Annotated in this window: 13 protein-coding genes and 1 tRNA gene; 7 read left to right on the forward strand and 7 right to left on the reverse strand. The window is 63.9% G+C overall.

The window, feature by feature from the left end; genetic code table 11:
* Positions 1-624: 624 nt before the first annotated feature.
* The 4 genes from ACX80O_RS12195 (at position 625) to ACX80O_RS12210 (ending at position 5,471) form a co-directional block, all read left to right on the forward strand.
* Positions 625-697: transfer RNA gene (locus ACX80O_RS12195), tRNA-Leu, on the forward strand.
* 188 nt (positions 698-885) lie between these two features.
* Entirely contained in the window at positions 886-2,106 is a 1,221-nt protein-coding gene (locus ACX80O_RS12200) for a DUF1611 domain-containing protein (protein WP_459333612.1), read from the forward strand.
* A complete protein-coding gene (locus tag ACX80O_RS12205) occupies positions 2,103-3,809 on the forward strand; it encodes an ABC transporter transmembrane domain-containing protein (protein ID WP_459333613.1) in 1,707 nt (568 codons plus the stop codon). Before ACX80O_RS12200 ends, ACX80O_RS12205 begins: the two co-directional genes overlap by 4 nt.
* Positions 3,810-4,088: 279 nt before the next feature.
* Positions 4,089-5,471, forward strand: coding sequence for an ABC transporter substrate-binding protein (locus ACX80O_RS12210; RefSeq protein ID WP_459304980.1), 1,383 nt, complete (start codon positions 4,089-4,091; stop codon positions 5,469-5,471).
* Between the two features lie 275 nt (positions 5,472-5,746).
* Here ACX80O_RS12210 and ACX80O_RS12215 read toward each other — a convergent pair whose 3' ends face one another.
* From ACX80O_RS12215 to ACX80O_RS12230, 4 genes are all read right to left on the reverse strand, one after another.
* Complete coding sequence (locus tag ACX80O_RS12215) at positions 5,747-6,487, reverse strand: ABC transporter ATP-binding protein (protein WP_171586476.1); 741 nt, start codon at positions 6,485-6,487, stop codon at positions 5,747-5,749.
* Positions 6,484-7,500, reverse strand: a complete 1,017-nt coding sequence (locus ACX80O_RS12220; RefSeq protein WP_459333646.1) for an ABC transporter ATP-binding protein — start codon at positions 7,498-7,500, stop codon at positions 6,484-6,486. The genes ACX80O_RS12215 and ACX80O_RS12220 overlap by 4 nt, the downstream gene beginning before the upstream one ends.
* 119 nt (positions 7,501-7,619) lie before the next feature.
* A complete protein-coding gene (locus ACX80O_RS12225; RefSeq protein ID WP_459304978.1) occupies positions 7,620-8,600 on the reverse strand; it encodes a branched-chain amino acid ABC transporter permease in 981 nt (326 codons plus the stop codon).
* Positions 8,601-8,611: 11 nt separating this feature from the next.
* Positions 8,612-9,967 carry a branched-chain amino acid ABC transporter permease gene (locus ACX80O_RS12230; protein WP_459333614.1) on the reverse strand — a complete coding sequence of 452 codons (1,356 nt, stop codon included), beginning with the start codon at positions 9,965-9,967 and terminating at the stop codon, positions 8,612-8,614.
* A 252-nt stretch (positions 9,968-10,219) separates the two neighbouring features.
* Between ACX80O_RS12230 and ACX80O_RS12235 the strand changes: the two genes are divergently transcribed.
* The gene (locus ACX80O_RS12235; protein WP_459333615.1) at positions 10,220-11,089 is read left to right on the forward strand and encodes a Bax inhibitor-1/YccA family protein; all 870 of its coding nucleotides are present in this window, start codon (positions 10,220-10,222) and stop codon (positions 11,087-11,089) included.
* A gap of 89 nt (positions 11,090-11,178) precedes the next feature.
* Here ACX80O_RS12235 and galK read toward each other — a convergent pair whose 3' ends face one another.
* From galK to ACX80O_RS12250, 3 genes are read right to left on the reverse strand one after another with little or no spacing between them, the layout of a single operon-like run.
* Positions 11,179-12,345 (reverse strand): galactokinase, encoded by a 1,167-nt coding sequence (galK, locus tag ACX80O_RS12240; protein ID WP_459333616.1) that lies wholly within the window; start codon positions 12,343-12,345, stop codon positions 11,179-11,181.
* Positions 12,342-13,505, reverse strand: a complete 1,164-nt coding sequence (galT, locus tag ACX80O_RS12245) for a galactose-1-phosphate uridylyltransferase (RefSeq protein ID WP_459333617.1) — start codon at positions 13,503-13,505, stop codon at positions 12,342-12,344. Before galT ends, galK begins: the two co-directional genes overlap by 4 nt.
* Positions 13,502-14,377, reverse strand: coding sequence for a DeoR/GlpR family DNA-binding transcription regulator (locus tag ACX80O_RS12250; protein WP_459333618.1), 876 nt, complete (start codon positions 14,375-14,377; stop codon positions 13,502-13,504). The genes galT and ACX80O_RS12250 overlap by 4 nt, the downstream gene beginning before the upstream one ends.
* Positions 14,378-14,531: 154 nt before the next feature.
* Here ACX80O_RS12250 and ACX80O_RS12255 point away from each other — a divergent pair, with 154 nt between their 5' ends.
* Positions 14,532-15,785, forward strand: a complete 1,254-nt coding sequence (locus ACX80O_RS12255) for an AI-2E family transporter (protein WP_459304972.1) — start codon at positions 14,532-14,534, stop codon at positions 15,783-15,785.
* Positions 15,778-17,031 (forward strand): threonine ammonia-lyase, encoded by a 1,254-nt coding sequence (gene ilvA / locus ACX80O_RS12260; protein ID WP_459304971.1) that lies wholly within the window; start codon positions 15,778-15,780, stop codon positions 17,029-17,031. Before ACX80O_RS12255 ends, ilvA begins: the two co-directional genes overlap by 8 nt.
* The last annotated feature ends 1 nt before the right edge of the window (position 17,032 follow it).

Below are 17,032 nucleotides of genomic sequence, written 5' to 3' on the forward strand. Positions count from 1 at the left end.
ACGGAGGGTTTCTGGCAGTACACCCAACCCGAACCCGGGACGATCATCGCGATCTCCCCCGCCGGGGAAACCTACACCACCAAACCCAACCCACCACCCACACCACCACCAAAACCACCACCAGAAACCCCACCACCCTTCTAAGGTGAAGTTCCGCCTACATGGCCTGAACTGGGACAAACCTGTCCCTTCGATTCGACCGGAGACGACCGCCGATCTTGAGCTGATCTGTGGATGGGGTCTGAGCCCTCCCTTGGGCTAGGTCCCATCGGGGCGTATCCCGAGGTGCAATGCCGGGGGGATTGGCGCCGCCCTCAGGAGGGAGACCATCACGCGCGATGAAATGCTTGGTAAAACGTCTATCGCGTTGCTTGCGACCAACGGTTCTATTGCCGCTTGGGGTTCGACCCCGCGTCTGAGAGCGGCGTGCTGCCCCCGGATCTATCGTGGGGTGACTATTCCTGATCAAGGCCCTAAACGGCGCTGGCGCCGCTCAAAGGGACATTCGCTGTCGCCGAGCCGTTCACGCGCCTTTGGCGGTGTGGCGGGGGCCTCGCTGTGGCGTCTGGATCACGCTCTCGCCCGCGATCACGTATTCTGAGGTAGACGATTCAGCCCGTCAGCGCCCCAGTAGCCCAATGGCAGAGGCACCAGACTTAAAATCTGTTCAGTGTCAGTTCGAGTCTGACCTGGGGCACCGCTCACTGTTCTTGCCGTCTACCGGTGAACCGCCCTCTGCTGGGTCGACTACCCGGCGCCAGGTAAGTGAACTTCTCATGAAATGCAGATAAGAAGACTCTCATCTGTGTCTCATGATCATCTTTTCTTAGCATTCTTTACTGGAGTGACTGCCACCCCTCCTACCTCCCGCTAAGGAGCTTCATCATGAGTTCGATTGTTGAGCCAGTAAGTCTGAGTACCTCCGAGTCGCCCACCGTTCTGACCGAGGAATCGGTCAGAGAGCTGGGAAGAGAATCGAACGTAGCGCCCTCGGTGGGGGTGGCAAAAAAGTTGGAAGGTACAGGTAATGACTTCGCAATTCCGGTTGACGCCGAGCGGTTGCAGCAAGCGAAGAGGGCCTACACGACGCGCTTCCTGTCCGCGTCGCTGGATGAGGACGCGAGCGGGTACCTGCTCCGCCAGGATGTTCCCCGTCCGGGGGACATCGTTCTGGCGCGTGTAGTGGAGCTCGGGTCACACCTCAAACTGGAAAGCCCGGTCTCACGCCGTCAGGCAATGTTTGTGGGGGATGAAATCCTCGTCGCTTACGGCAACCGATACGCGCCAGACCAGTTCCTTGCCGAGGTCCCGCGGGATCTTGGCGAATGCCAGCTCGTCGCGGGGGGCGGCGTTGCCGGAAGGGTTCTTGAGCAGCACGCCGGGATGAAGGAGGCCACCATCATCCTCCCTATTGGGTTACTCGCGACAACCGAGGGTGTTCTTAACTTGAGAGACTTTGCACCGGCCGAGGTACCCCCCGCGCCGTCTGGTGTCAGGAAACCTACCGTTGTCGCGGTACTCGGTACGTCGATGAACTCGGGGAAGTCCACTACTCTCGGCTGCCTCGTGAACGGTCTGAACAACGCTGGACTGCGCGTATCAGCTGGCAAGGCGACGGGTACGGGATCGGGGAACGACCCCCGGCTGTTCACCGACGCTGGGGCCCGCCTGGTCCTCGATTTCACTGACTTCGGCTACCCGACGACGTTCAGGCTTGAGTACACGGAGGTGCGCAGCCTGCTCTCCAGGCTGGTTGCACAGTTGAGTACTGAAGAGACCGACGTCGTCGTCGTTGAGATCGCCGATGGCGTGTATCAGGGCGAGACGGCGCGGCTGCTCGCGGACCCCATATTTCAGGGCATTGTCGATCATGTCCTGTTTTCCGCAGCCGACGCACTCGGAGCGACAGCGGGCGTCCGGATACTGCGCGAGAGCGGTGTGAAGGTCGCCGCTGTGTCCGGGCTGCTCACCGCCTCCCCGATGGCAGCAGGGGAAGCCGCCTCGGTACTCGACGTCCCGGTCATCAAAACTTTCGATCTCTGTCAGGCTGAGGTTGCGCGGAGCATCGTTCGGGTGGTGCAGCCCACCGCGGCGCAGACATCGTGAGTGCCGGAAGCAAAGCCGGCCGGGTTTCGGCGCGGCTACCGAAACTTGTGGAGCGGGATCGAAGAGGCATTCTGGCCCTGCTCATCGGCACGGGCCTGCTGATGGCGGCACTGGCCGGGCTGACTGCCATTTTCATGACGATGCTGCTCGGAGGGGGCGCTGACCCCCTAGCGGCATTCCTCGCGGGAACTGGTCTCATCACCGTGGCCTGCGGGATCGGTGTTCTCCGATCGGTTGAACGCGTATTGGCTGAGCGTCTCGGTCAGAGTTACATTCAGCAGATCAGGCTCAAACTCGTCGACGCCGCTCTTACCGCCGAGAAGCCCCCGCCTGCCGGCATCACGATCGCCCGGGCCACCAATGATCTCACCAGTGTGCGCAACTGGGTGGCTCTTGGAATAGCGCCGTTGGCAGTCGGCATTCCCATGATTTTGGGGTCAGCCTTGGGTCTGGGGCTCCTCAGCCCTGTCCTCGCCCTTGCCGCTTTGATCCCCCTGACAATCCTGGCGGGGGTCATGGTGATCCTCGCACATACGGCGTTTGACCGAGCGAAAATCGTCCGACGCAAGCGAGGGCGGCTCGCGTCGCTGCTTGCGGATACCGTTGCGGCGGCGCCAGCCATCAAGGCGGCAAGCGGGGAGAGGCGTGAGCTGCGCCGGATTGGCAAGGCCGGTCAGGAGGTCGTAGACGCGGCCGTCGACCGTTCGCGGATTACCGGCTGCATCCGTGGTTCCGCCGCGGCTGCGGCAGCAATCGCCGTTGCGGGGGTCGGCATCGTCGGCGTATGGCAATCGATTGACACGGCCACGATCGCCGGCGCGCTGACCATCGTGGGTCTGATGTCCGCACCTGTCAGCGATCTGGGACGCGTGGTCGAGTACCGGCAGAACTTCAAAGCTGCGCGCCGGATACTGGTCCCGGCACTGAGCAATGTCAAGGAGCTGGACCGGGGCCAGATACCGGCTGGCAAGACAGTGAACATTGTGCGGCAGCTGCCGCAGGCTCTTCCCAGGGGAGAGGGTGTCGTCTCCGTCGTCGGTCCGCTGTCATGTGGTGTCTGCGCAGCTCCGACTTTGCGTGCCGTGCCAGGGGACCTGGTTGTCGTCGAAGCGACCGACCCGGCCCGCGTCGACGCCGTCTTCGCGGCTCTGCTGGGTTTGCGGCAAGAGGAGGCAGTTGCTGTGTGCGTCGACGGCATGGATCTCTTGTCCGCGCACCCCGAGGAGAAACGCCAGCTGGTGGGCTACGCCGCTGCGGGCTCCTATCTGGAGCGGGGAACGGTCGAACGCGCTGTCCGGTATCGCAGGCCTGACCTGCACCCTGATGAAGGGCGACGCGCGCTGGAACGCGTCGGCATAGCGGACACCATTGACGCCTTGCCCAAGGGCTACCGTACTCAACTGCGGCGCGGGGGCGAGCCGCTGACCGTTTCGGAACGGGCCCGGCTGGTCCTGGCCCGGGCGTCCCTCGCCTCACCGCCCCTGCTTGTGCTCAACAGGATCGACACCGAGCTGGACGACGACGGCCTGAACGTTCTGTGGGAACTCATTGACGGCTACCCCGGTGTGGTTCTGCTGTCACCCGGGCAACCCGGCGGAGCGGCTCTGCCCAGCACCGGACGTCGAACGGTGAAGTGGTCTCTTGACTGCCTGCACCTGGGAGCCGGCGCCCGTCAAGACAGCGCTGGCATCCTCGACGGCTAGCTGTCGGCCCACCGCGTACCTGCGCCTGCCCTGAGTTGGCGAGTAGCGCTTGATGGTGGCGGGCCGGGTGATCCCCGCGGGAGGTCATATGGTGGGCAGATTAGCGGTCCCGGGACCTATCGGAAAGGGTGCGGGAGCCTTCCTGTGGCGAGCGTTACAAGGATGTGACCGTATTTGCTTAGTTTCGACACATTTTTGCATTAGCTTTTCTACATACCAGGAACACCTGGTGATCGCATCAAAGGCCCATAATGCCTTTCGGTCGAGGAGAAAACATACATGACTGCAACACGCAACTTCGTGCGGCTCGGCATTGGGGACAATGCACCGCGCGCGGCGAAGGTCGCCGCCCTGGGACTGGGCATCGCGCTCTTCGCATCTGCCTGCGGCGGATCGACTCCTGAAGGAGACGGCGGCGAAAGTTCAACCGCACCCGCCGCATCTGGGCTTAGCTGCCCGGAGAGCCAGGGCGGCGAAGCGCCCGAGGCCAACCCGAAGGGGGACCCGTCCGCTGTCCCAGAGGCCACCACAGTTTCCGACACTCCGCTGGTGCTGGGAACGTTGCTCCCTACCACGGGTGCGCTCGCGTTCCTCGGCCCACCCGAGATCGCCGGCACAAACCTTGCGATCAAGGAGATCAACGAGGCGGGCGGTGTGCTCGGCAAGGACGCCGAAATCGTCCACCGTGACTCCGGTGACACCACCACCGACATCGCCACCCAGTCCGTCACCGACCTGCTGTCGCAGGACGTCAGCGGCATCATCGGTGCCGCTTCGTCCGGTGTTTCACGCACCGTGATCAACCAGATCACCGGCGCTGGTGTCATCCAGATGTCCCCGGCGAACACTGCCCCAGACTTCACTGACTGGGACGACGACGGACTGTACTGGCGAACGGCACCGGCGGATATCCTGCAGGGAGGCATCCTCGGCAACTACATCATGGAATGCGGAGCCCAGACCGTGGGCATGATTGTCCTCAACGACGCCTACGGCACCGGACTGCAGGGGTTCGTCACAGACGCGGTCGAAAGCGCCGGCGGTCAGGTGGTCGCCAACGAGATGTTCAACGAGGGCGATTCACAGTTCAGCAGCCAGGTTGACGCGGTGGTAGCCGCTGACCCGGACGCCATAGTTGTCATCAGCTTCGACCAGGCCGCCAGTATTGTTCCACTGCTCACCGCGCAAGGTGTGGATCCGACAACCATGTTCTTCGTTGACGGCAACACCAGCGACTTTAGCGAGGACCTGGATCCGGGCACGCTCGAGGGAGCCCAGGGTACGATTCCCGGCCCGTTCACCGGTGACGCCTTCCAGAAGGCACTGCTTGAGATTGATCCCGCGCTTACCAGTTGGAGCTACGCAGGCGAAAGCTACGACACCGTCAACTTGATGGCATTGGGGGCTGAAGCAGCGGGCTCGACCGACGGCAAGGCCATCGCTGCCGAGTTGCAGGCAGTGTCACAGGATGGCGAAAAGTGCTTTGACTTCGCGGCCTGCGTGACCCTGCTGCGCGACGGTGAGGATATTGACTACGACGGTATCTCCGGCCCGATTAGCTTCGACGAAAATGGAGATCCTACCGAAGCGTTCATCGGGATCTACGCATTCGACGGGGACAACGTCCCGCAGCCGAGCCGTTCAGAAACAGGAAAGCTCTAAGCCGGCTAGTCAGTTCAACCGATCAAACCGGCACCACACTCGCACCACAAACGGTCGCTGTACCTCCCGAATTGTTTGGGGGGTGCAGCGGCCGTTTTGCTGCGCCGAGAAGTGAGCTCCGGCGGGTCTGGAGGGCTCTATGTCGCTCTAGGTCGCCTGATCTCACACCTTGGCGAGGATAGCGGTGGTCGGGGACTGACCCGAGCTAAGACGCGCGCCACCGTGCAACGCCCGGCTGGATTCCCAGCCGGGCGTTGTACGGTATCGACCGCCTGCTAGGCGGTGTCGGCGAGGGTGCCCAGGTACAACTGGATCACCTTCGGATCCTTCATGAGCTCACGGCCAGTCCCCGTGTACGCGTCCTTGCCCTGATCGAGCACGTACGCCCGGTCGCAGATCTGGAGGCAGCGGCGGGCGTTCTGTTCGACCATGATCACCGATACCCCGGCGCGGTTGATCTCATGGACGCGCAGGAAGGTTTCATCCTGCTTCACCGGAGACAGACCGGCTGAGGGCTCATCAAGCAGGAGAACCGCTGGGTCCATCATGAGCGCACGGCCCATCGCCACCATTTGGCGTTCGCCACCGGAGAGCGACCCGGCCCGCTGCGCCCGCCTCTTCCCCAGTTCGGGGAACAGGTCGGCGACGAACTCGAACCGCTTCTTGAAGTCCTTCGGGCGCTGGTACATGCCCATCTCAAGGTTCTCCTCGATGGTCAGCGAGGCGAACACATTATTATTCTGGGGGACAAACCCAACCCCCTGGCTGACCAGCTTGTTGGCTTTCAACCCGGTGATGTCCTTATCCCTGACCACTACTGTGCCGGAATGCACCTTCACCAAGCCGAACATGGCCTTCAACAGGGTGGACTTGCCGGCCCCGTTGGGTCCAATAATGCCGATCAGCTCACCCGAGCGGGCTTCGATGCTGCACCCGTTGAGAATGTTGACGCCCGGTAGGTAGCCGGCCACCAGGTCGGTGACCTTGACCACCGACGTACTGTTGTCCTCGCTCATGGTCGGGTCTCCCTATTGTCAGGCGCGGTATCCGGTCCGCTGGTTTCCGTTGTGGTGGTGCCCGCCTGCCCCATCTCCGGCTGGCTACCGCCGGGACTGGCGAGGATTCCGGCATCGGCGGTCCCAACGACGGAATCTTCATCCTGGGCAAGCTCAACCTCAAGCAGCTCCACGCCCTTCGAATCCCCGAGGTCGACGTCGTGATGGGCACCGAGATAGGCATCAATCACCGCTTTGTCCTTCATGACCACCTCTGGCGGTCCTTCGGCGACAATCTTCCCCTCAGCCATCACCACCACCCAGTCGGCGATGTGACGGACCATGTGCATATCGTGCTCGACGAACAGCACTGTCATGCCTTCGGCTTTGAGATTCTTGATGTGGTCCAGCAACGACTGGGTGAGAGCCGGATTCACGCCGGCCATCGGTTCATCGAGCATGACAAGGACTGGCTTGACCATCAGGGCCCGCGCCATTTCGAGCAGTTTGCGTTGACCGCCGGATAGCGACGCCGCGTAGTCGTCCTTCTTGGCGTCGAGTTTGAACTTCGTGAGCAGGACGTCCGCCTGTTCGGTGATTTCCTTCTCCCGCTTACCCCACATCCCTTTGAAGAGGGCGCGCGCCAGGCTCTCGCCAGGCTGCTTCGTGGCGCCGAGGCGCATGTTTTCCATGACGCTCAGCTTGCCCATCACCTTGGTGAGCTGGAAGGTGCGGACCATTCCCATCCGCGCCACCTTGTAGGGCGGCACACCAGCGATGCTGTGGTCGTCGAACCGCCACTGCCCACTGTTGGGTGTGTCGAACCCGGTCAGCAGGTTGAACAGGGTCGTCTTTCCTGCGCCGTTGGGGCCGATCAGTGCGGTGATCTTGTTGCGGGGCACTTCCAGATATTCGACGTCGACGGCGTTCATGCCGCCGAAGCTTCGCGTGACTTTCTCGGCCACCAGAATCGGATCCCTTTTCTTGCAGCCGGGACCCGTCTCACCAGCGGCGATGTCGCGTGAATCAGTCATGTAGTCAACCGATGTGGCAGCTCCGCTGACAGCTTCCGCCGACCTCGCTGCGACAGCCGCGCTGTGCTTGGGGGGACGCGGGTCTCCGGCGGTATTCGGCTGCGTTTCCTGTGGTTCGGTCATGCGAACGCCAGCTCCTTCTTGTTACCCAGGACGCCCTGGGGTCTGAACACCATGAGCAGCATCAGGGCAACACCAACAAGGATGTACCGCAGCTGACCGGCCTGCACGTTGGACAGGAAGGTAATGGCTCCAATTTCGATTGCTCCGTACAACAGCCCCTGAGTTAGCGACAGCACCACCCAGAAGATCATCGCGCCGACCACTGGGCCGAGAACGGTTGCCATGCCACCTAGCAGGAGGCAGGTATAGAGGAAAAAGGTCAGCTCGGTGGCGTAGTTAGCAGGTTGCACGGCACCGCGGGGGAGCGTGAAGATCATACCGGCCAGGGAACCGAGCAGGCCACCGATGACCAGGGCCTGCATTTTGTAGGCGTAGACGTTCTTGCCCAGGGCACGGACGGCGTTCTCGTCCTCCCTGATGCCCTTGAGAACCCGTCCCCACGGGCTGCGCATGAGCAACCAGACGGTCAGGCAGGCGAGGGCTACAACGGTCCAGCCCACGATCCTGATCCAGAGGTCACGCTCATTCATCGCGATGGGCCCCACATTGTAGGATCCCGGAGCCAGCGGGTTCAACCCGAAGAAGCCATTCTCGAAGTTGGCTAGTCCGTTGGCTGACCCAGTGACATCGGTGAGTCCGTTGGTGGTCACGATATATCTCACGATCTCTGCTGCGGCAATGGTGACGATCGCTAGATAGTCGGCGCGCAGTCGAAGAGTGGGGATACCCAGGAGGAGAGCGAACAGCACGGAGGCTGTGAGCGCCACCAGGACGGCGACCGGCAAGGGGGCGTTGAACGTGAGCGTCGAGATGGCGTAGCCGTAGGCGCCGACCGCCATGAAGCCGGCCTGGCCAAAGTTCAATAGGCCAGAGTAGCCAAAGTGGACGGCCAGACCGAGGGCGGCCAGTGCATAGGCGGCGGTGGTGGGGCTGATCATTTCGCCGAAGGCGAGTGCAAGAATATTTCCGAAATCCATGGTGTGAGCCCCTAACCGACGCGCTCTTTGCGGCCCAGGATACCCTGCGGCCGGAACAGAAGAACCAGAATCATGATCAGAAGCGCACCCACATATTTGAGGTCGGCCTCCAGCCAAATGGTGGAGATTTCAACGAACAGTCCCACAATGATGGACCCGATGAGGGCGCCGAACACGGTGCCGAGTCCGCCGAGGACGACGCCGGCGAAGATGAGCAACAGGATCTGCTGACCCATGTTGAACGAGACACCGGGACGGTAGTACGCCCAGAGGATGCCTCCGAGCGCAGCCAGGGCACCGCCGACCATCCAGACGATTCGAATCACTCGGTCCACATCAATACCCGACGCGGCCGCGAGGGCAGGGTTATCCGAGACGGCTCGGGTGGCCTTACCGATGCGGGTGCGCAGCAGGAGGAACCCGACGAGCAGGATGATCACCAGTGAGATCAGCAGCGAATTGAGGTTGTTTTGTGAGATGGAGACCGGGCCGAAGTCGAGGCGTGCGCTTTGGGCGCCAGGTAGCTGCTGGGTCGCGCCACCGAAGTTGAACTGGATGATGTACCGAAGGGCCAGCGCGAGTCCAATGCTGACGATCATCATGGGGACCAACCCGGTACCGCGGCGTCGCAGCGGCTTCCACAGGCCGGCGTCCTGTACCCAGCCGAGAAGTGCGCCAGCAACCACCGCCAGCGGTATGGCAACGAAGATGGGCAACCCCAGGGCGGCGAACCCGAAGGCGACGACGGCACCGAAGGTGACCATCTCGCCGTGGGCGAAGTTGGTCAGTCCGGTGGTACCGAAAATCAGGGACAATCCGACGGCGCTCAGCGCGAGGAGCAGGCCGAAACTGAGGCCGGCAAGGGTCCGCTCGGCAAGGGTGTCCCAGAAGCTGGTGGTATTCGTGACAATTCCCTCGCCAAACAGGAACAGCGTCGTCACATTGGAGGTACCGGAGAAGGTGACTGTTCGGGGGTTGGCTTGTCCCTCGGCCAGGGTTGTGCCCTCGGGAAGAGTCTCCTTGACGAGCGTAACCTCGTAGGCGCCCTGTTCCGGGACGCCGACCGACCAGGATCCATTGGCGGCGGAGGTGGCCTCACCCTCGAAGCCGTTACCCGTCACCGAAATGGTGACGTCCGGAAGGGGTCCGTCGGCGTTCCTGAGAACACCACTGATCCGGTCCGTGAACTCCTGGGCCACGACCTGGCCGGCGGGAAGTGAGGACGATGCCAGCGCACCAGGGGAGGTGGCGGGTGTCCCTGGGTGGTAGCCCTGGGCTGCGGGGGCGCTGAGCAGCAGGATGGCTATGAGGCCGGTCGTGAAAACCAGCAGCCTCCTGATCCACGCAGGCGTCGGTCGGGTTATCAAGTTGTGAACCTCACTATGGGCTACCCCGCCGGCGTTCCGGCGGAGTAAGGACGGCTTGTGACACATGTCACCGAGTGTGAGTTCATGTTACCCGTGCAGCGTTTCGCCTGGAGCCCAAATCGCTACGGGCGGGTAGCGATTGGGTAACGACTGCCGTGGGGCGTTGTGCCGTGCGGGAACAAAATGCCCCAGCGGGCGTTGGGATTGGTAAGGTTAAATGTACATTCATCCCCCATTGGAGGACTAGTTAACATGGCACTTGGCGGTAACCCGGTATTCAACGGAAAGAACTTCCGTTCCGCTGCGCGTGGCGACAACCCGGCAGGCAATGGTTCTGCAGCGTACGGTGCAACGGCACTCGCTGGCCAGAGCGCCCTGAGCACCACCCAGATGGAAGACCTGTACAACCAGCCGTCAGCTGGCCCTTCACAGATGGGACGGATGACCTTCGACGACGTCATCGTCAAGACGGTCCTGTCTATCGGCGTGGTCCTGCTGGGTGCGGCTGTTCCGGCCTTCCTGCTCCCGGGTCTCGCCATGCCACTGATGGTCGTCGGCATGATCGGCGGGTTCGTCCTTGGCCTGGTCAACTCGTTCAAGCGCGAGCCGGTCCCCGTGCTGATCCTCGGCTACGCGTTCCTTGAGGGCCTGTTCCTCGGTGGGCTGACCATGTTCCTTGAGGCGATGTATCCCAACATCGCCCTGCAGGCGCTGCTCGGCACGCTGACCGTCTTCGCCGTCACCCTGGTCCTGTTCAGGAGCGGCAAGGTACGGGCGACACCGAAGGCGATGAAGATTTTCATGATCGCGATCATCGGCTACGCCGCGTTCAGCCTGATCAACCTCGGCCTGATGCTGTTCGGTGTGAGCCAGGACCCGTGGGGCCTGCGCGGCGCGACCATTCCTGGTACTGACATTCCCTTCGGACTGGTCATCGGGATCTTCGCAATCGGCCTCGCCGCCTTCTCGCTGGTCATCGACTTCACCTCGATCAGCGTCGGTGTGCGTAATGGTGCACCCCAGAAATACTCGTGGACTGCGGCCTTCGGCCTCACCGTCACCTTGGTCTGGCTGTACGTCGAGTTCATCCGCGTCATCGCCATCATGCGCGGCAACGACTAGCCTCCCGGCAGCACCCAAAATAGCCGCACCAAAAGGACGGCGCCCGCAGCGATTGCTGCGGGCGCCGTCCTTTTGGTGAACCCGGGTGTTCAGGCGATCCGTCCGGCGCCGTCGGCTGGCAGCACGGAGAAGATCGACGGGGCGGTGAATCCGGCAGCGGCGAAGGCATCCTGTACGGCGGCCGTGACGCGGTCGACGTCGTCGTTGGGTGTCAGCGCAATCGCTGCACCGCCGAATCCACCCCCGGTCATCCGTGCCCCCAGGGCACCGTTACTCCGGGCCGACTCGACTGCACGGTCGAGCTCAGGGCAGGAGATTTCGAAGTCGTCCCGCATCGATGAGTGGCTGGCGTCGAGCAGCTGCCCAATCGCCGTCGGGCCTTTGGCGGCCAGCAGCTCCACCATGTCCTCGACCCGCGCATTCTCGGTCACCACGTGCCGGACGCGACGGAACGTCTCCTCGTCGAGAGTCCCGGCGGCCTCCGCAAGGTCCGCTACCCGTAACTCACGCAGCGAGGCCACCCCCATCAGTTCGGCTCCCCGCTCGCAGGATCCGCGCCGGTCGGCGTAGCCGCCGGTTGAATGCGAATGGCTGACCCGCGTATCAATGACCAGGAGGGTCAGTCCCGTCTCGGCGAGGGGGAGTGGCACCAGCTGGGCCTTAAGGCTGCGGCAATCAAGGAACACCGCGTGCCCGGAGCGGCCGAGCAGTGACGCGGACTGGTCCATCACCCCGGTCGGCGCTCCGACCATCTCGTTCTCGGCGCGCTGACCCACCGACGCCAGCTCGGGCGCCGACAGCCCGGCACCCGCCAAATCGTTGGCTGCCACGGCGACGGCGCACTCGATGGCAGCCGACGAGGACAGGCCGGCGCCCACCGGGACGCTCGAGTCGATCAGCAGGTCCAGCCCGGGCAGCCGATGCCCCGCCTGCTCCAGCGCCCACAGGACCCCCACCGGGTAGGCTGCCCAGCCGTCGACGCTGCCCGGGCGCAGCCCGTCGAGCTCGACCGTTACGTCGTCGCCGCCGCTGAAGGTCGACGACACCCGGACCGTCCGATCCGTCCGGCGGGCCGCGGCGACGCGTGTTGACTGGTTGATGGCAAAGGGCAGCACGAAGCCCAAGTTGTAGTCGGTGTGCTCCCCGATCAGGTTCACCCGGCCGGGCGCCGACCAGACCCCCACCGGGTCGCTGCCGAACCGCCCAGTGAAGGCTGCTACAAGATCGGTTACCGGCGGTGGTACGGGGGGCGTCATGGGGTGTCCTCTGTTGTTGGTTCGCTGGCGGTTGTTGATCCGACGGCGGTTGTTGATCCGACGGCGTTGCGGAGGTTAGCCGCCACCTGTTCGGGCGTGGTGTCGTTGATGAAGGCGCCCATGGCGGCCTCGGATCCCGCGAGGAACTTGAGCTTGTCCTCGGCCCGGCGCGGGGAGGTCAGCTGCAGGTGAAGCCGGCTCGCAGGGCGCAAAGTCGCGTCAAGTGGTGCCTGATGCCAGGCCGCAATGTAGGGGGTAGGGGTGGAATAGAGCCGGTCAACCCGCCCCAATAGATCCAGGTAAATAGTAGTCAGTTCATCGCGTTCATCGTCGGCCAGGCCCGCGAGGTCAGCAACCTGGCGGTGCGGCACCAGGTGGACCTCCAGCGGCCAGCGGGCGGCGAAGGGCACATACGCGCTGAAATGTTCGCCCTCAAGGATCATGCGCTCGCCGGACTCCCGCTCGGCTCCCAGCATCCCCGCCAGCAGCGTTTCCCGCCCGTCGACGGCGTCGTAATGCGCCCGCGCTGCCCTCGCCATCACGGCGGAGCGGGGCGGGATGAAGGGATAGGCGTAGATCTGCCCGTGTGGGTGCAGGAGTGTGACGCCGATGTCCTCGCCCCGGTTCTCAAAACAGAAGACCTGCCGGATCCCGTCGAGCGCCGAGAGAGCCTCCGTCCGGTGCGCCCACGCATCGACGACGGTCCTCGCCCGGTCCGGGGTGAGGGACCCGAAGGAACCCTCGTGGGCGGCGTCGAACGCCACCACCTCGCAGCGCCCGTACGCGGGAGCAGTGGTGCCCCACCCCGCGGCCTCCGGTAGCCCGCCGAGGGATGGACCGAACGATGAGAAACGGTTCTCGAACACCACCACCTCATAGTCCGGCGCCGGGATCTCCGACTGGTTGCGCTCGGTGGTGGGGCACAGGGGGCATTGGTCCGCCGGTGGCAGATGCGTCCGGGACTGGCGGTGCGCCGCGACTGCCACCCACTCACCGGTGAGGGCGTCGAAGCGGGCGTCGCCGGTGCCGCCACGCGCCGGCAGCCCCCGGGTATCGGCGACAGCGGCCGGGTCCCGGTGCAGGGCAGCGGACGTGTCCGTCGCGTCGAAATAGATCAGTTCACGACCATCGGAGAGTCGGGTGGGAGTAACCAGGGTCATGGGTGGGTTTCCTTGGCTGGAGCGGTGTCGGGGGTGATCAGGGTGGTGTGCAAGGCCAGCTCGGCGAGGGGATCAACGAGGTCTGCGTCGCCGGCGTCGGCGTCGTCCATGTCGTCCACGTCGTCTGTGGGATGGACCGCTGGTGAACCGTCGGTGACGATGCAGTTGAGCTCGGCCAGGTCAGCGATCCGCGCAAGGCTGATCACTCCTACCTTGGTGGCGTCGGCCAGCACCACCAGTCGCGCGCAGTGCTGCGCGAAGGCGCGGTTGGTGTCCGCCTCGGCCAGATTTGGGGTGGTGATCCCGGCGTCGGGATGGATCCCGTGGACGCCCATGAAGCAGATGTCAACGTTGAGGCTGCGGACCGTGGCCGTGGCGAGCGGCCCCACCAGGGCCTCCGACGGCGATCGTTCACCGCCGGTGAGGAGTACGGTGATCCCGCTCGGCCGTCCAGGGGCGGCGTCAACGGTCAGGCCGTGCAGTAACTCGGCCACCGGCAGGGAATTGGTCAGCACGGTCAATGGGCCACGCTCCGGCAGGAGGGCAGCGAGCTGGTACACGGTAGTGCCGCCCGTGAGGGCGATGGTCATCCCGGGTCGGATCAGCTGGCTGGCCCTTCGTGCGATCAGCTTCTTCGCCGCCGAATGCAGATCCAGATTGGCTGAGAATCCCGGTTCAAGTGCGCTGGACGCAGGTGACCGGGTTGCACCGCCATGCACCCGGATCAGCGCGCCCATCGCGTCGAGCGCATCGATGTCGCGGCGGATCGTCATTTCCGACACTCCCAACAGGTTGGCAAGCCAGGAGACGCGAACAGAATATTTGGACACTAATTCGCTCACGATCGCGTCGCGCCGTTCAGCGGCAAGCATGAATTCCTTCCCAAAGTGACGTTTTCTAACAGTTTCAAACATATCCGAAAATTGCGGTGATCACTAGGGCGAACCGCTGACGGGGTCCCGGGCCGGTCATCCGGCGTCGTTGAGTCAATGTCGTTTGGTCAGTAACGTGTGGAAAGATTGCAGGATGATTCGCCCCGCGCAGCGGAAGCCCCAGGACGTACGTCAGGATGCCCCCGACCAGGCGTCACGGCACGCGCTGGCCCGGAACGTCCCGTACGCGTTGAGCCTGTCGGCTGCGTGGGCCTGGCGGGTCGGCCTGATCCTCCTGGTCGCCGGGGGGCTGATCTGGTTGCTCGGCCACATTTCGCTCCTGATCATTCCCCTCCTCCTGGCCGGCCTGCTGGCGAGCCTGCTGCTGCCCGTGATGGACCTGCTCAGGAAGGCAAAGATTCCCAACGGTCTGGCCGTCGCCGTCACTGTTGTGGTGTTCCTCGGTGTGGTGGGCTCGATGGCGACGCTCGCCGGACGACAGCTGGCGCTCGGGTTCGCTGACCTCTGGGATGAGGCGGTCGAGGGGATCCAGCAGGTCCAGGGTTGGCTGCACGATGGGCCGCTGGGACTCACGACCATCCAGATCGACCAGTTCATTGACGAGGGTGCCGCCGCCGTCCAAAACAACAGTGGCACCATTGTCACCGGGGTAATTTCTCTGGGGAGCAGCGCGGGGAGCTTCGGGGCGGGCGCGCTGCTGACCGTTTTCGCTCTGATCTTTTTCCTGCTGGAAGGTGAGCGGATCTGGCGTTTCGTCGTCGGCCTGATGCCCCGCGACGCCCGAACGGCCGTCGACGGTGCCGGCCGTCGCGGCTGGTCCTCCATGGCGAACTACGTGCGCGTGCAGATGCTCGTCGCCTTCGTGGACGCGGTGGGCATTGGCGCCGGCGCTGCCCTGATCGGCGTTCCCCTGGCGCTGCCGCTCGGTGTCCTGGTGTTCCTCGGATCCTTTATCCCCATTGTGGGAGCCCTGTTCACTGGCCTGGTTGCTGTCCTGCTGGCTCTGGTGGCCAACGGCTGGGTGAATGCGCTGATCATGCTGGTCATTGTCCTCGCGGTGCAGCAACTTGAGGGGCACGTCCTGCAACCGTTGATCATGGGCCCTGCGGTGTCGCTGCATCCCCTGGCGGTCGTGCTCGCCGTCGCCGGCGGGACACTCGTCGCGGGCATCCCGGGTGCACTTTTTTCGGTGCCGCTGCTTGCCGTGGTGAACACTGTGGTGCGGTATATCGCCTCCCGCTCCTGGGAAACCGATCCCGCGGTGGGTGGTGTGCCGCCCCCGCCCGATGGAACCCCCGAACCGTCTACCGGCTCACCCCACACCGATCCGTATGACAGTGGGAAACCACTCACAGTAAAGAACCACGAAAGGCCAACCAGTGACTGATCTTCTTGATCTCGCGGTGACACTCGACGATGTCCAGGCTGCACAGAAACTGCTGGACGGCGTCATCGCCCGCACCCCCATCGAAGAGTCGAGGGCCCTGGGGCGGCTCATCGGCGCGAACGTGTCGTTGAAATGCGAAAACCTGCAACGGGCAGGATCATTCAAGATCCGCGGCGCCTATGTCCGCATGGCTCGGCTCTCCGACGCCGAACGAGCCCGGGGCGTGGTTGCCGCGTCCGCCGGTAACCACGCGCAGGGGGTCGCCGTCGCCGCGGCGCGTCTGGGCATCACGGCACGCATCTACATGCCGCTCGGTGTCGCCCTGCCCAAGCTGGCGGCAACCCGCGGCCACGGCGCCGAGGTGGTGCTGCACGGCCACAACGTGGATGAGGCGCTCGCCGAAGCCAAGCGGTACGCCGAGGAGACCGGCACCGTGTTTGTGCACCCCTTCGACAACGTGGACGTGGTGGCCGGACAGGGGACCATCGGCCTGGAAATCCTCGAGCAGGTGCCCGACGTCGACACCATCCTGATGGGGGTGGGCGGCGGTGGACTCCTGGCCGGCGTCGCCGTCGCCGTCAAGGCCAGGGCCCGCGAACTGGGCCGGGAAATCAGGATCATCGGCGTGCAGGCCGAGAACGCTGCGGCCTACCCGCCGTCGCTGGCGGCCGATGCGCTGGTGCCGCTGACCAAAGTGTCCACCATCGCCGATGGTATTGCCGTCGGACGGCCGGGCCAGCTCCCGTTTTCGATCATCAAGGAACTGGTCGACGACGTCGTCACCGTCACCGAGGATTCGCTGGCCCGGGCCTTGATCTTCCTGCTGGAACGCTCGAAGATGGTGGTTGAACCCGCTGGTGCGGTGGGCGTGGCAGCCCTGCTGGACGGCAAGCTGACCGAGAATGGTGCGTCGCCGGGTAACACAGCCGTCATCCTCTCGGGCGGGAACATTGATCCCATGCTGATGCTGAAGGTCATTCAGCGCGGCCTCGCCGCGGCTGGCAGATACCTGGTGGTGCGGATGCTCCTCGACGATCGCCCGGGCTCGCTGGCCACCATCTCCCGCATCATCGCAGAATCCGATGCCAACGTGACCGGCGTCGATCACACCCGGGTGGGTGGGTCGATCAGCATGGGGGATGTCGCCATCACCATCAATATGGAAACCAAAGGCGAGGAACACTGCCATCTCATCCTGAACAACCTGCGGGCCGAAGGCTTCCAGCCCATGGTCATCGAGGGGTGAC

The sequence above is a fragment of the Arthrobacter glycogeni genome (assembly GCF_054511155.1).

Excerpts from the sequence above, each read along its gene's own strand:
- ACX80O_RS12200 (WP_459333612.1), top strand. The coding sequence starts at position 886 with ATGAGTTCGATTGTTGAGCCAGTAAGTCTGAGTACCTCCGAGTCGCCC.
- ACX80O_RS12210 (WP_459304980.1), top strand. The coding sequence starts at position 4,089 with ATGACTGCAACACGCAACTTCGTGCGGCTCGGCATTGGGGACAATGCA.
- ACX80O_RS12215 (WP_171586476.1), bottom strand. The coding sequence starts at position 6,487 with ATGAGCGAGGACAACAGTACGTCGGTGGTCAAGGTCACCGACCTGGTG.
- ACX80O_RS12220 (WP_459333646.1), bottom strand. The coding sequence starts at position 7,500 with ATGACTGATTCACGCGACATCGCCGCTGGTGAGACGGGTCCCGGCTGC.
- ACX80O_RS12225 (WP_459304978.1), bottom strand. The coding sequence starts at position 8,600 with ATGGATTTCGGAAATATTCTTGCACTCGCCTTCGGCGAAATGATCAGC.
- ACX80O_RS12235 (WP_459333615.1), top strand. The coding sequence starts at position 10,220 with ATGGCACTTGGCGGTAACCCGGTATTCAACGGAAAGAACTTCCGTTCC.
- galK (WP_459333616.1), bottom strand. The coding sequence starts at position 12,345 with ATGACGCCCCCCGTACCACCGCCGGTAACCGATCTTGTAGCAGCCTTC.
- galT (WP_459333617.1), bottom strand. The coding sequence starts at position 13,505 with ATGACCCTGGTTACTCCCACCCGACTCTCCGATGGTCGTGAACTGATC.
- ACX80O_RS12250 (WP_459333618.1), bottom strand. The coding sequence starts at position 14,377 with ATGCTTGCCGCTGAACGGCGCGACGCGATCGTGAGCGAATTAGTGTCC.
- ACX80O_RS12255 (WP_459304972.1), top strand. The coding sequence starts at position 14,532 with ATGATTCGCCCCGCGCAGCGGAAGCCCCAGGACGTACGTCAGGATGCC.